Genomic DNA, 14,611 nt, shown 5'->3' on the forward strand with positions numbered 1-14,611 from the left:
CCCTGCATGTGCAATCCTGTAGGCCGGATAAGACGCGACAAGCGTCGCATCCGGCGTTTATTGCGCCGCTGCGTACAGGCTGACAATCTGCTCCAGGCTGGCGGTACGCGGGTTGCTACGCAGACAAATATCTTCCTGCGCGGCCTGCGCCCATGCATCGTAATGCGCAGATGTCGCACCAACATCGCCCAGCCGTTTACCAATCCCAACTTCCACAATCAGCTCACTTACCGCGTTAATAGCGTCACGATCGTCCGATTTTTTAGTTCGCAGCGCCCGACCAACCTGGCTAAAGCGTTCACGACAAACCATTCGGTTAAACTCCATCACCGTTGGCAGCAACATGGCGTTCGCCAGACCGTGTGGAATATGCAGCGCCGCACCCGACTGATGCGCCATCGCGTGACACAACCCAAGCCCCGCGCTGGAAAACGCCATTCCGGCCATACATGAAGCCAGCAACATGCTCTCGCGCGCAGCAAGGTCATGCCCGTAGCCCACCGCTTTCGGCAACGATTTACCGATCATCGCGATTGCGCCAATCGCCAGACTGTCGGTAAACGGTGTGGCGTTCAGCGCGCTGTACGCTTCAATGGCATGAGTTAACGCGTCGATACCGGTCATCGCCGTGACATGCGACGGCACGCCTTCGGTCAGCGCGGCGTCGAGAATGGCAACATCCGGCATCAGCGAAGCATGTGCTAATACCTGCTTGCGCCCGCTCACTGCGTCGATAATCACCGTCACGTTAGTGGTTTCAGAGCCGGTTCCGGCAGTCGTTGGAATGGCAATCAGCGGCAGGCGTGATTGCAGAACGCTGTTTTCTGACATCCCAGCCAGTGTGCTATCGGGGTTCGTCACCAGCAACGCAACGGCTTTCGCCGCATCCAGCACCGAGCCACCGCCAAACGCGATCACCCCATCGCAACCCGATTCACGCAGTTGCGCCACAGCCGCACAAACATCAGTAATACACGGTTCGCCCACCGGACACGGCCAGAGCGTGATGGCAATTCCTTTGACGGCCAGACTACGCATAAGGCCAGCGGTCATCCCCGCCTGATGTAAAAAGCTGTCTGCCATTACAAACAGATGTTTCAGGCCACGGGTTTGCGCTTGTTGTCCACAACCGCTCACCGCGCCCAGACCGCTGAGCGTCACTGGCGGAACGCTAAATGTTTTTACCCGTTGCAGATTCAGGGTATCGAATGCCTGAAAGAGCGCCGTTTGCAATTCATTTTGCATAGATCCCCTCCGCTTTCTCTCGCCCGCTACTGGCTATCGCCAGCGGGGTCATAAACAAACTGTGCTGCGGTAAATGCACCTGTAATGCCGGGAATTGTTTGCGAAACAGTTCCGCCACGCCCGGTTGCATACAGGAACCACCTGCCAGCCATAAATCAGTAATGCTCTGCCCTGCGATATGTCGGGCGACAATGTCCGCCATTTTTTCGTATACCGGCTTCACCGCAGGCCAAATTTCTTTGCCGTGACCGCGCTTGTAATGCTCCGCCTCTTCCAGCGGAATGCGACGATTTCCGGCGAGGGTCAGAGAGATATGATGTCCGCCAGTCGCTTCATCTGCCGAGTAAGTCACTTTGCCCTGTTTCACAATGGCAATACCGGTGGTGCCACCGCCGATATCCACTACGCCAGCGTTGTCCAGTTGCAGCAGGTCTGCCACCGCCGTTGGCTCATCCAGCACATGACTCACTTCCAGTCCGGCAGATTCCAGCACGTTGATGGAAATACGCGCATCCGTCCCCGGGGGAAATGACGTCGCCGCATGACTAAAACGGCGACCCAATTGCTGCTCAAGGGTGTCAAGATGGCGACGAACAATGGTGACTGCGCCGAAGAAATCCCAGACGATGCCGTCACGGACCACATCGGCCCAGTCGAGGCATACCGCCACCGGCTGACCGTCGCGGTCGACGACCATTGACACCACATCGCAGGTGCCCAGATCCACCCCCAACCACAGCGGAGATTCCGTCGCCGCTGGCGTCTGGTTACACAACGTTGCTGCTGTTTGCAGACGTGGGGTGAGCCATTGTTCGTCGTGCGCCATCTGTTACTCCTTAAACAATGCGAAACGCATCGACTAATACACAGCGGCGCAGACGAACAAACGTCCGCGCGCTGGTTACCCCTTCACCGGTTGGCGTGGTGATGGTCATCGTGGTCCAGCCTTCTCCGCCCAGCCCCAGCCCGGCAATGCACGACCCGTTCTTGACGAAAATGCTGGTATCAATGGCGTTTGCCATCTGGTTCATGTTGTCGATATTGCGCGAGTGCATTGCCGCCGTGTGGTGGCAACCACCTTCCAGTTTCACCGCCAGCGCAATGGCATCAGCCACGTTGGTGACGCGCACGACAGGCAACACCGGCATCATCAGCTCGGTAACGGCAAAGGGATGTTCTGCTGTGGTTTCCACAAACAGCAAACGCGTTTCTTGCGGGACGTTCAGGCCAATTGCTGCCGCGATTTTCGCCGCGTCACGACCTACCCAGTCACGGCTGACGGTGCCTTTTCCGCGCTCGTCGATATTTTTCAGCAACACAGATTGCAGTTGCTGTGCCTGCTCTGCGGTCAGTTTCACCGCGTGCTGGCCTTCCATCAGGCGCATCAGTTCATCGGCTACGCTATCAACGACAATCAGTACCTTTTCATCGGCACAAATGATGTTGTTATCGAAAGAAGCGCCTTTGACGATGGACTGCGCGGCACGGGCGAGGTCGGCGGTTTCATCCACCACCACCGGCGGATTACCGGCACCTGCGGCAATCAGGCGTTTATTGGTGTGTTTGCGCGCCGCTTCCACTACCGCTTCGCCACCTGTCACCACCAAAAGGCCAATGCCCGGAAACCTGAACAAGCGTTGCGCGGTTTCGATATCCGGATTTGCCACGGTAACCAGTAAATTTTCTGGCCCGCCTGCGGCGACAATCGCCTGGTTGAGTAACGTAATCGCCCGCTGAGAGACTTTTTTCGCCGCCGGATGTGGGGCGAAAATGACGCTGTTACCCGCGGCGATCAGGCTGATGGCGTTATTAATTACAGTTGCCGCCGGATTGGTTGACGGTGTCACCGAAGCCACCACGCCCCAGGGTGCGTTTTCAATCAAGGTCAGGCCGTTATCACCGGTCAGCACCTGCGGAGAAAGGCATTCAACACCCGGCGTACCGCGCGCCTGAGCGACGTTTTTGGCAAATTTATCGTCAACGCGACCCATGCCGGTTTCACTAACGGCAAGTTCTGCTAAATCTCTGGCGTGCTTTTCGCCTGCTTCACGAATAGCAGCAATGGCTAACTGGCGCATCGCCACACTTTTTAACTCAGGTTGCGCCACTTTAGCAGCCGCAACGGCGTCATCCAGGGAAGCAAAAACGCCCATCTCATGAACGGCGGCGGGCGGTGTATCACTGCTTTGCATTTTCAGCAGCACCGCTTTCACCACCTGTTCAATATCCTGTTGATTCATGATGTTCTGCCTTATTTGTGGAAAATGACCTGACCGCCAGACACCACCTCATCGACAATGCCAATCACGCACAAGTCGACCGGCGATGTTTCGCTTTTATGCGCCTGGCGGGCGGAACTGCCACTCACCAGCAACACCCACTCTCCGGTTCCTGCGCCAATATTGTCGATAGCGACGGCACACTGCCCATCGGGATTTCCCTGTGGATCAATCATTTCCACCATCAGCAATTTGTCATGCGCCAGTCCGTGATGGCGTACGGTACAAACAATTTGTCCTGTGACGACTGCCAGTTTCATACCCGCCTCCATGGCGTATTTCAGGTAAAAGCTCCCCCTACCCTCCGCAGAAGGTAAAATGAACAAGGAGAGAGCGTGACGCCCGAATCGACGTCACACAGGGTGATTACAGGTTGCTGCTGTCGCCTTTCAGGCCGATCGGAAAGACTTCTTCCAGGTCGCCGTGCGGACGCGGGATAACGTGTACGGATACCAGCTCGCCAATACGCTGTGCCGCTGCGGCACCGGCATCGGTCGCGGCTTTACAGGCAGCAACATCACCGCGAACCATTGCAGTCACCAGACCGCCACCAATCTGCTTAACACCAACCAGTTTGACGCGCGCGGCTTTCACCATCGCATCAGAAGCCTCAATCAGTGCAACCAGGCCCCGGGTTTCGATCATTCCTAATGCTTCCATTGTGTTTTCCTCTTTATAGGGGTCCAGAACGGGACCGTTCATTCAACCAGTGTGGATAAACTGCTTTCGCGGTTCACTTTTGTCTGACGCGGTACGGCGGCCACCAGCGCCAGCTCGATAATTTCCTGCACGCTACAACCACGCGAGAGATCGTGCATCGGCGCGGCAAGTCCTTGTATCAATGGCCCGACGGCACGATATCCGCCAAGTCGTTGTGCGATTTTGTAGCCAATATTTCCCGCCTCTAGCGACGGAAAAACCATCACATTGGCGTTGCCCTGAAGCGGGCTGGCAGGCGCTTTTTGCGCTGCCACTTCCGGCACAAAGGCGGCGTCAAACTGCAACTCGCCATCCACTACCAGTTGTGGCGCGCGTTCACGGATTATTTCTGTCGCCTGCTGAACGTTAGCAACGCAGGGGTGGCGGGCGCTGCCGTTGCTGGAAAATGACAGCATCGCCACGCGCGGCTCTTCTCCGGTGATAGCCCGCCATGTTTCGGCGCTGGCAAGCGCGATATCAGCCAGTTGCGTCGCCGTTGGTTGCGGCACTACGCTGCAATCGGCAAAACCCAACACCGGGCCGCTGTACTGCGGCAACATCAGGAAAATGGAGGAGAGCGTTTTACAGTTAGGTTGCAAACCAATAATGCGTAATCCGGCACGCAACACATTCGCCGTGGAAGAGAGATTGCCCGCGATACAGACATCCGCTTTACCGGCGCTAACCATCGCGGCGGCGAACATCAACGGGTCGGTGAGTTTTTCCAGCGCATCCGGCGGCGTTTTTTCTCCCGCACGGGTCAGCCAGCGCTGGGCAAATTCTTCCCGCATTGCGAGGTTGCCATGCGGATCAATGGCCTGTAGTCCATCCATCGCCACACCATGAGTGAACGCAAACTGGCGAAGTTCAAACGGACTGGCGACCAGAATGGGCGTCGCCAGGCCTTGCTGATGCAGATATTGCGCAGCTTTCAGCACACGCTGGTCTAACGCATCCGGAAAAACCACTCTGGCGGGCGCTCGCAACGCCAGTTCACGACAACGTTCAATAATCATTGCGTTTCCCCCAGTCGTTGTTGGATCTGTTTCACCGTTAGCGGCTGCTTCGTTACGCTCAAAATCATCATCACGTAAACCGTGCTGGAAAGGCGGTTCAGCGCCTGCAAGATGTCCGGACGCAGTACGTTAAAACTGCGGGTAATAAACACCTGCGCCGCGACGGTTTCGGTTTCCCGCACTTTGGTTCGCAGCAGGTTCAGCAACGCCGCATCGCGTCCGTGGCTGGCTTCCGGCACCAGATGATCGTGGTCGAGATAACGCAGCGGCTGGTGAGAAAGCCGATGCAGCTCTTCGTCAGAAAACCCGACAATCGCCTGATCGGCCAGCGGTTCCCCCAACGCATCGGCACGCATAATGTTGCCAAGACGCGAACGGATATCCGCCAGCCACGGCTGCCACGGTTCCGCCAGTTCAATTTGCAGCCACACTGTCAGCGCAATGGTGCTGTCGAGGACAGCGCGAAAACCCAGGCGCGGATCGCTTTTAGCGACCATTTTTTCCGCCGACAGGTGAGTCAGCGTGTCAGGCTTTTTTGCCACCGGCTGGCGACACAGTTCGCAGCACGCTTGCGGATATTCATCACTACTGGTCAACCCGTGAACACGCTGCGGCTGCTGCAGTTCATCGTCAACAAACAAACTCCCCTGCTCATCAATAAACTTGATGCGCAGATGGCGGCTTTCCAGCAACTCCCGGGCAGAGGGCATCAGGCGACTGTCCGCAGGGAGATGGATCTCTGCGCCTTCGCTGAGCGTATGGTTTGCTCTTAGCCATGCTTCGGTGATGAAATCTTTCATAGGGATTGCCAGTTCGCCGGCCAGGCGACATACAGGAACTTCACGCTGGATGTCGTACCAAATTCGATGCTGGAACCTTTCGGGATAAACATCACATCGCCCGCTTTGGCGATCATGGTTTCGCCTTCGTGGCGAACATGCAGTTCCCCTTCCAGTACCATGTCGATTTCGTCGTAGTTCAGGGTCCACGGGAAGAAGGCGTTCTCCCACTGCATAAAACCGGCGGCCATGCTGCTACCGTCGTCTCCGGTCACGAGATCAGTCAAGCCCACGCAGTGCGGTTGTGCGCCATCGAAACGACCAAATTTCACGCTGCCGCCATCAATCACTTTGATGCCGCCTTTGCCGGTCACCGATTTAAAGCTCGGCTGCATTGCGCCCTGCTCCAGCGACTGTTTTTCCTTCATCACTTTTTCCATCAGTTGCGCGACCAGGCTTTCGGTAAACTGGCCTTCCGGTAACTGGGCGATGATGGTTTCGCGGATGCGCTGGTTTTCGGTTTTATCGGCTGGCGCGCTGGCGGGAACGGATGCCGTTACCGGCGTCGATTCATCGCACTCGATGATGGTAACCCCCAGCAGGGCCGCCACTTCTCGCGCTTCCGGGGTAATAATGCTGGCACGCAGAACCACGGACATTGCCTGTTCGCCGCGTGAATGTGCTTCACGAATATCATTCGCTGTGATGAGTTTTTTCACCTGCTTCCTCCTGTTCGGTGAGAGATGCCAGATAATCCACCAGTTGCTGCACGCTTTGCGGGTCGTGGCTGTTTAGCGCGAAAATCGGTTCTTCGAAGCCCGTCTCAAGCAATAGCTGTCGCGTAGCGGCGATGTCAGCATCTGGCATGTCCGTTTTACTGATGACGGCGATTTGCCGTTTAATAACGCCAATATCCAGCAACCAGGCAGGTAATCGGCTTTCCGGGTCATTCGCGCCGTGGACATAGATCAGCATGTCCACATCCTGTAGCGTGGTAATTAAGGCGTGATACAGGCGGGGATGGCTAAAATATTCACCTGGAGTATCAATATCACCCTTATCATTAAATTCCACAGCCTGCGTTTTTCTGGCGAGAGCGTAATTCCCCTGCAAAGCATTAAAAAGCGTTGTTTTTCCTGCCCCGACGGCCCCCACAAACGCGATTCGTTTCATGAATGCCTCGTATTAACTTTTCGTCATTTCACACAGCGTATAATTTAATAAGCGCCCTAAACCGCTAACGGTTTGTAATAAAGCTTCTTCCACTGCGCCCACCGAGCCATAAATCACCAGAGCACCACTGAAGCGGTCGAGAAAACCAATGTGTACGTCGGCGGCTTTCAATGCTAAATCACCGGCAATCATCGCCGTTTCGCCGGGAGTTAGCGTCATAATGCCGATTGCACCTGCATCCGGAACACCGATTTTCTTCGCCAGTTCCTCGCCAGGGTGCGCAATGAGATGTGCCAGCGTGACCTGTTTCCCGGGCACAAATTCCTGAATGATGCGTTCTTTATCCATGAGTCGCCGCCTGTGAAAAACTTGCGGCTATCGTGACAATTTTTCGTCAGAGTAAATAACAAAATTCGGCAAGCGAGTTTGAAAGGTGAGGTAGATCACTAAGAATGGGGAGATATTTTATGTAATGCATAAATTTTCACGTGCAGCACATGAATATAATTAAATTGATAATTGATTTATTTTTATATGGCGTACTTTATTATTCGAAAAACCAGTAATAATCCCTTCTGATATATTGCGGTAAATCGCTTACCCCGAATAATTCAGGGTAAGCGTGATTTAACATTAAGAATTACAGCGGTTGAGTTTGCGCTTCAACCACGGCCAGCGCCACCATGTTAACGATACGACGCACTGACGCGATTGGCGTTAATACGTGAACCGGTTTTGCCACGCCCATCAGCACCGGGCCGACCGTCACACCTTCCGAGCTGGAAACGCGCAACAAGTTGTAACTAATGCGGGCGGCTTCCATGTTCGGCATCACCAGAATATTGGCGGAACCTTTCAAAGGGCTGTCCGGCATACGGTCGTTGCGAATCGCTTCTACCAGCGCCGCGTCACCATGCATTTCACCATCAATCATCAGTTCAGGAGCACGTTCTCTCACCAGCTCCAGCGCTTTACGCATCTTGCTTGACGACGGGCAGTCAGAAGAGCCGAAGTTGGAATGCGACAGCAGAGCAACGCGCGGCTCAATACCGAAACGACGGACCGTTTCTGCCGCCATCAAGGTGATCTCCGCCAGCTCTTCTGCATCTGGCTCATTATTGACGTAAGTATCAGCAATAAAGGTGTTACCACTCGGCAGCAGCAGCGCGTTCATTGCGCCAGCGGTGTGAACACCATCGCGATAGCCAAACACATTTTTCACCACGCTGAAGTGTTCGTGATATTCGCCCACCGTACCGCAGATCATTGCATCGGCTTCGCCACGCTGAACCATGATCGCGCCGATCACAGTCGGGTTGCTGATCAGAGCACGCTGCGCCTGTTCCTGAGTTACACCACGACGCTTCATGATCTGGAAGTATTCGCTCCAGTACTCTTTAAAGCGCGGATCGGATTCGTTATTGACGATCTCAAAATCAACGCCCGCTTTGATCTGCAAACCCAGTTTCTGAATGCGCATTTCGATCACATTTGGACGACCAATAAGAATTGGTTTTGCCAGTCCCAGCGTTACCAGTTCCTGAGTCGCGTGCAGAACGCGCGCCTCTTCCCCTTCAGGCAGGACAACGCGCTTCGGCGCTTTGCGAGCCTGGGAGAAAATCGGCTTCATAAACAGGTTGGTTTTGTAAACGAACTCGGTCAACTTGTCGATGTAGGCGTCAAAGTCGGCAATCGGGCGCGTCGCCACACCGGACTCCATTGCCGCTTTTGCCACCGCTGGCGCGATCTTGACGATCAGACGTGGATCGAACGGTTTAGGAATAATGTATTCCGGGCCAAAGCTCAGATCCTGATCGCCATAGGCAGAAGCAACCACTTCGCTCTGTTCCGCATGAGCCAGTTCAGCAATTGCGCGTACCGCTGCCAGTTTCATCTCTTCGTTGATGGCCGTTGCGCCAACGTCCAGCGCGCCACGGAAGATGAACGGGAAGCAAAGCACGTTGTTGACCTGGTTCGGATAGTCGGAACGACCGGTACAGATGATGGCGTCCGGACGCACTTCTTTCGCCAGCGGCGGCAGAATTTCCGGTTCCGGGTTCGCCAGCGCCAGAATCATCGGCGCGCGAGCCATTTTCTTCACCATCTCCTGGGTCAGCACTTTCGGGCCGGAACAGCCGAGGAAAATATCCGCGCCTTCAATCACATCGTCGAGGGTACGTTTGCCGTCATCCACAACTGCATATGCCGCTTTGGTTTCCGCCATGTTCGGCTCGCGCCCCTGATAGATAACGCCTTTTGAGTCGCAAACTACGATGTTGTGTTTTTGCAGACCCAGCGCCACCAGCAGGTTCATACAGGCGATTGCCGCTGCACCTGCGCCAGAAACCACCATCCTTACGTCGGAGATATTTTTCTCCACCACGCGCAAGCCGTTGAGGATGGCGGCGGTGCTGATGATTGCCGTACCGTGCTGGTCGTCATGGAATACCGGAATGTTCATTCGCTGGCGCAGTTTCTGCTCAATGTAGAAACATTCTGGCGCTTTAATGTCTTCAAGGTTGATACCACCGAACGTCGGTTCGAGTGCGGCGACCACTTCAATAAATTTATCCGGGTCCAGCTCATCAACTTCGATGTCAAACACATCTATCCCGGCGAATTTCTTAAACAGAACGCCCTTGCCTTCCATTACCGGTTTGCCTGCCAGTGCTCCAATGTTACCGAGCCCCAGCACTGCCGTACCGTTAGAGATCACCGCCACCAGGTTACCGCGCGCTGTATATTTGTAGGCTTTTAACGGATCTTTTTCGATTTCAAGACAAGGCGCGGCGACGCCAGGCGAATAGGCCAGCGCCAGATCGCGCTGCGTTGCCAGAGGTTTGGTCGGAGAAACCTGGATTTTCCCTGGGACTGGAAATTCATGGAAATCAAGTGCACTTTGTTTTAACTGGTCATCCATTTGGTTGTTCCTTTCACGTAACGTTCACAAAAATGTGTGGGTTGCTGCCTTCGCCCACAACGTGGCGCACATTATCACCTTGCCGGAGCTTTCAGACTTTGAGCAAGTCCAAACTCTCCACATCAAAATAATGTTTCGGTAATAATCCTATAACACTGATGTTACCTGCTTAATCCAGCAATACCATGCCTGTCTGCTATGCTTTTTTGATGCGTTTCGCGAAATTTGTCAGAAGTGTGAATTAACGCACTCATCTAACACTTTACTTTTCAAGGAGTATTTCCTATGAACGAGTTAGACGGCATCAAACAGTTCACCACGGTCGTGGCAGACAGTGGCGATATTGAGTCCATTCGTCACTACCATCCTCAGGATGCCACCACCAATCCTTCGCTGTTACTCAAGGCTGCCGGATTATCACAATATGAGCATTTAATAGACGATGCTATTGCCTGGGGTAAAAAAAACGGTCAAACCCAGGAACAACAAGTCGTCGCGGCCTGTGACAAACTGGCGGTCAATTTCGGTACAGAAATTCTCAAAATCGTACCCGGTCGTGTGTCGACAGAAGTTGATGCACGCCTCTCTTTTGATAAAGAAAAGAGTATTGAGAAAGCGCGCCATCTGGTGGATTTGTACCAGCAGCAAGGCGTTGAGAAGTCACGCATTCTGATCAAGTTGGCTTCGACATGGGAAGGAATTCGCGCGGCAGAAGAGCTGGAAAAAGAAGGTATTAATTGCAATCTGACGCTGCTGTTTTCCTTTGCTCAGGCACGAGCCTGCGCAGAAGCAGGCGTTTTTCTGATTTCACCGTTTGTGGGCCGTATTTATGACTGGTATCAGGCGCGCAAACCAATGGACCCATATGTGGTAGAAGAAGATCCGGGCGTCAAATCAGTACGCAATATCTACGACTACTATAAACAGCACCGTTACGAAACCATCGTGATGGGCGCAAGTTTCCGCCGTACCGAGCAAATCCTCGCTTTAACCGGTTGTGACCGTCTGACCATCGCGCCGAACTTGCTGAAAGAGTTGCAGGAAAAAGTCTCGCCGGTGGTACGTAAATTAATCCCGCCTTCTCAGCATTTCCCGCGCCCTACCCCTATGAGCGAAGCGGAATTTCGTTGGGAACACAATCAGGATGCGATGGCGGTAGAAAAACTGTCTGAAGGCATCCGCCTGTTCGCTGTCGATCAACGCAAACTGGAAGATCTTCTTGCCGCCAAACTGTAAACCAGCCACGGAGTGTTCTATGTCCCGAAAAGACCTTGCCAATGCGATTCGCGCGCTCAGTATGGATGCGGTGCAAAAAGCCAATTCTGGTCATCCCGGCGCGCCGATGGGCATGGCCGATATTGCCGAAGTGTTGTGGAACGATTTTCTTAAACATAACCCCACCGACCCGACCTGGTATGATCGCGACCGCTTTATTCTCTCTAACGGTCACGCATCGATGCTGCTCTACAGTTTGCTGCATCTGACCGGTTACGACCTGCCGCTGGAAGAGCTGAAGAACTTCCGTCAGCTACATTCAAAAACACCAGGTCACCCGGAGATTGGCTATACGCCGGGCGTAGAAACCACCACGGGGCCGCTGGGTCAGGGGCTGGCGAACGCAGTCGGACTGGCGATAGCAGAACGCACGCTGGCGGCGCAGTTTAACCAGCCGGATCATGAGATTGTCGATCACTTCACTTATGTGTTTATGGGTGATGGTTGCCTGATGGAAGGTATCTCCCATGAGGTCTGTTCACTGGCGGGAACGCTGGGACTCGGTAAGCTGATTGGTTTTTACGATCACAACGGGATTTCGATTGATGGTGAAACTGAAGGCTGGTTTACCGACGATACGGCAAAACGCTTTGAAGCCTATCACTGGCATGTTGTCCACGAAATCGACGGTCACGATCCGCAAGCGGTGAAGGAAGCTATTCTCGAAGCACAAAGCGTGAAAGATAAGCCGTCGCTGATTATCTGCCGCACGGTGATTGGCTTTGGCTCGCCTAATAAAGCGGGTAAAGAAGAGGCGCACGGCGCCCCACTGGGTGAAGAAGAAGTGGCGCTGGCACGGCAAAAACTGGGCTGGCATCATCCACCCTTTGAGATCCCCAAAGAGATTTACCACGCCTGGGATGGCCGCGAAAAAGGCGAAAAAGCGCAGCAGAGCTGGAATGAGAAGTTTGCCGCGTATAAAAAAGCCCATCCACAACTGGCAGAAGAGTTTACCCGCCGGATGAGTGGCGGTTTGCCGAAAGACTGGGAGAAAACGACTCAGAAATATATCAATGAGTTGCAGGCGAATCCGGCGAAAATCGCGACCCGCAAAGCCTCGCAAAATACGCTTAACGCTTACGGCCCAATGCTGCCGGAGCTGCTTGGCGGTTCAGCGGATCTGGCTCCCAGCAACCTCACCATCTGGAAAGGTTCTGTGTCGCTGAAGGAAGATCCAGCAGGGAATTATATTCACTACGGGGTGCGTGAATTTGGTATGACCGCTATCGCCAACGGCATCGCGCACCACGGTGGATTTGTACCGTATACCGCAACGTTCCTGATGTTTGTTGAATATGCCCGCAATGCCGCGCGTATGGCGGCACTGATGAAAGCGCGGCAGATTATGGTTTATACCCATGACTCGATTGGTCTGGGGGAAGATGGCCCGACGCACCAGGCGGTTGAGCAACTGGCCAGTTTGCGCTTAACGCCGAATTTCAGCACCTGGCGACCGTGCGATCAGGTAGAAGCGGCGGTGGGCTGGAAACTGGCGGTTGAGCGCCATAACGGACCGACGGCGCTGATCCTCTCCAGACAAAATCTGGCCCAGGTGGAACGCACTCCGGAGCAGGTGAAAGAGATTGCTCGTGGCGGTTATGTGTTGAAAGACAGCGGCGGCAAGCCGGATATTATCTTGATTGCTACCGGTTCAGAGATGGAGATTACCCTGCAAGCGGCAGAGAAACTGGCGGGCGAAGGACGCAATGTGCGCGTGGTTTCCTTACCCTCGACGGATATTTTTGACGCCCAGGATGAGGAATATCGTGAGTCGGTGCTGCCCTCAAACGTTTCTGCCCGCGTAGCGGTAGAAGCAGGTATTGCCGATTACTGGTACAAATATGTCGGTCTGAAAGGGGCGATTGTCGGAATGACGGGTTATGGCGAATCTGCTCCGGCGGATAAACTGTTCCCGTTCTTTGGCTTTACTGCCGAGAATATTGTGGCAAAAGCGCATAAGGTGCTTGGGGTAAAAGGCGTCTGATGCTGATTGCCGGATGCTGATTGCCGGATGCTGATTGCCGGATGCTGATTGCCGGATGCGACGCTGACGCGTCTTATCCGGCCTACCGCGTCTTATCCGGCCTGGCGCGTCTTATCAGGCTTACATGTTCCCGCCATGATGTTTAACGGGTGATCCACAACGTGGGCCAGGCGTCTGGTCCATGCCAGTTATCGCAGGTTGGCTCTGCGGCGTAACGCACCAGACGAAAGCGCTGGCCGTCAAAACGCCAGCGAGTCTGGATACCACAATCGCTTAACCCACGCCCTTTCGCTAACGTCACCAGTTCACGCGACTTTTCATCAAATGTCGCGTTCATCAACTCCAGTTCATTCGTCTCCTGACCGTTGTTGAACGGTAAGCGCAACCTTACCGGGCGCGATGCCAGCGGTTTTTTACGCGAAACGATCCACGCCAGATCAATGGTGTTATACGCGCCAGCCTCACAGCCAATCATCATTAATGCCTTGTCGTCGGTCAGCGCCGTGACGCTCACTTCACGACGCAACGGGTCAAGCGAACAACGCAGCCCCTTCATCCGCCAGTTACCGTAATCCAGCAAATCGTTACGTTCTTCAAGTGAGAGTGGCGTTGGCGTTGGATTCACTACTGCGACCTCTTTCAGTGCAGGCGCAGGCGGCACGCTAAGCGGCGGCTCATCCCCTTTCTTGATCCACGCGGTTTCACTACCAATGCGCTTTTGTTGGGCATCAATAAATATCAACGCCGCTTTTAAACCGCTCAAAGAAATGGTCTGCTCGCCGTCACGTAAGGTGATTGCCTTCCCATCCTGAACCCTCTTTAAAAACGCGGTGATGGTCGCCGTATCATCGGTCACTAATAACCACGGCGAAATTCGCCACTTATCTCCTATTAATGCCAGCGGCTTGCCATCTAATAGTAGTCGTGGCCCTATCTCCTCTTCCAACGCATCCGGTGATTTCAAACCACCACGCTCAATACGTAAAACGGCGTCGGTATGCGCCCCGGCACTGCGGCTAAGAGTCATCACCAACCCATTGTGATCGCCTGTGTTGCGCGCTACGCAGAAATTTTGATTATTACAAGTGACCTGCCAGTCGGAAAACGTCCGTTGCGCTGGTGCTGCCCACGCTAAAGACGTCGGCAACAAAGCGATAAACATGAGAAGGAAAATGCGATAGCGCATGGACGGTACGACCCCAGAAGTTCAAACAAACAGCACAAGTCGTATCTTCGTTGCG

The 14,611-nt window shown here is 54.1% G+C and carries 14 protein-coding genes; 2 read left to right on the forward strand and 12 right to left on the reverse strand.

Features of this window, described 5'->3' with window-relative positions; genetic code table 11:
• Nucleotides 1–57: 57 nt before the first annotated feature.
• The 11 genes from eutG to maeB all read right to left on the reverse strand — a co-directional run bounded on the left by eutG (nt 58) and on the right by maeB (nt 10,111).
• Nucleotides 58–1,245: an ethanolamine utilization ethanol dehydrogenase EutG gene (gene eutG / locus A1SC_RS12940; RefSeq protein WP_001516845.1), complete on the reverse strand. Its 1,188-nt coding sequence runs from the start codon at nt 1,243–1,245 to the stop codon at nt 58–60.
• Entirely contained in the window at nt 1,235–2,071 is an 837-nt protein-coding gene (gene eutJ / locus A1SC_RS12935; RefSeq protein ID WP_016262237.1) for an ethanolamine utilization protein EutJ, read from the reverse strand. The genes eutG and eutJ overlap by 11 nt, the downstream gene beginning before the upstream one ends.
• Before the next feature lie 10 nt (nt 2,072–2,081).
• The gene (locus A1SC_RS12930) at nt 2,082–3,485 is read right to left on the reverse strand and encodes an aldehyde dehydrogenase family protein (protein WP_016262238.1); all 1,404 of its coding nucleotides are present in this window, start codon (nt 3,483–3,485) and stop codon (nt 2,082–2,084) included.
• Nucleotides 3,486–3,496: 11 nt separating this feature from the next.
• Complete coding sequence (gene eutN, locus A1SC_RS12925; protein ID WP_000762196.1) at nt 3,497–3,784, reverse strand: ethanolamine utilization microcompartment protein EutN; 288 nt, start codon at nt 3,782–3,784, stop codon at nt 3,497–3,499.
• A 106-nt stretch (nt 3,785–3,890) separates the two neighbouring features.
• Nucleotides 3,891–4,184, reverse strand: coding sequence for an ethanolamine utilization microcompartment protein EutM (eutM, locus tag A1SC_RS12920; protein ID WP_000387719.1), 294 nt, complete (start codon nt 4,182–4,184; stop codon nt 3,891–3,893).
• A gap of 38 nt (nt 4,185–4,222) precedes the next feature.
• Nucleotides 4,223–5,239 carry a phosphate acetyltransferase gene (gene pta, locus A1SC_RS12915; protein ID WP_016262239.1) on the reverse strand — a complete coding sequence of 339 codons (1,017 nt, stop codon included), beginning with the start codon at nt 5,237–5,239 and terminating at the stop codon, nt 4,223–4,225.
• Nucleotides 5,236–6,039, reverse strand: coding sequence for an ethanolamine utilization cob(I)yrinic acid a,c-diamide adenosyltransferase EutT (gene eutT, locus A1SC_RS12910; protein WP_016262240.1), 804 nt, complete (start codon nt 6,037–6,039; stop codon nt 5,236–5,238). Before eutT ends, pta begins: the two co-directional genes overlap by 4 nt.
• Nucleotides 6,036–6,737 carry an ethanolamine utilization acetate kinase EutQ gene (gene eutQ, locus A1SC_RS12905; protein ID WP_000733938.1) on the reverse strand — a complete coding sequence of 234 codons (702 nt, stop codon included), beginning with the start codon at nt 6,735–6,737 and terminating at the stop codon, nt 6,036–6,038. Before eutQ ends, eutT begins: the two co-directional genes overlap by 4 nt.
• On the reverse strand, nt 6,712–7,191 hold the full coding sequence (gene eutP, locus A1SC_RS12900; protein ID WP_016262241.1) for an ethanolamine utilization acetate kinase EutP: 480 nt from the start codon (nt 7,189–7,191) through the stop codon (nt 6,712–6,714). Before eutP ends, eutQ begins: the two co-directional genes overlap by 26 nt.
• A 12-nt stretch (nt 7,192–7,203) precedes the next feature.
• Nucleotides 7,204–7,539 carry an ethanolamine utilization microcompartment protein EutS gene (gene eutS / locus A1SC_RS12895; protein WP_000356954.1) on the reverse strand — a complete coding sequence of 112 codons (336 nt, stop codon included), beginning with the start codon at nt 7,537–7,539 and terminating at the stop codon, nt 7,204–7,206.
• A 292-nt stretch (nt 7,540–7,831) separates the two neighbouring features.
• Nucleotides 7,832–10,111: an NADP-dependent oxaloacetate-decarboxylating malate dehydrogenase gene (gene maeB / locus A1SC_RS12890; protein WP_000342663.1), complete on the reverse strand. Its 2,280-nt coding sequence runs from the start codon at nt 10,109–10,111 to the stop codon at nt 7,832–7,834.
• A 285-nt stretch (nt 10,112–10,396) separates the two neighbouring features.
• Between maeB and tal the strand changes: the two genes are divergently transcribed.
• Both tal and tkt read left to right on the forward strand, forming a co-directional pair.
• On the forward strand, nt 10,397–11,347 hold the full coding sequence (gene tal, locus A1SC_RS12885) for a transaldolase (RefSeq protein ID WP_001003730.1): 951 nt from the start codon (nt 10,397–10,399) through the stop codon (nt 11,345–11,347).
• Nucleotides 11,348–11,366: 19 nt separating this feature from the next.
• Complete coding sequence (tkt, locus tag A1SC_RS12880; RefSeq protein WP_000087315.1) at nt 11,367–13,370, forward strand: transketolase; 2,004 nt, start codon at nt 11,367–11,369, stop codon at nt 13,368–13,370.
• Between the two features lie 142 nt (nt 13,371–13,512).
• Here the strand turns inward: tkt and A1SC_RS12875 are convergent, their stop codons facing one another.
• Entirely contained in the window at nt 13,513–14,556 is a 1,044-nt protein-coding gene (locus A1SC_RS12875) for a DUF1176 domain-containing protein (RefSeq protein ID WP_016262242.1), read from the reverse strand.
• Nucleotides 14,557–14,611 lie beyond the last annotated feature (55 nt).

Source organism: Escherichia sp. KTE52 (assembly GCF_000408325.1).
In the GTDB taxonomy this organism is placed as follows: Bacteria; Pseudomonadota; Gammaproteobacteria; order Enterobacterales; family Enterobacteriaceae; genus Escherichia; species Escherichia marmotae.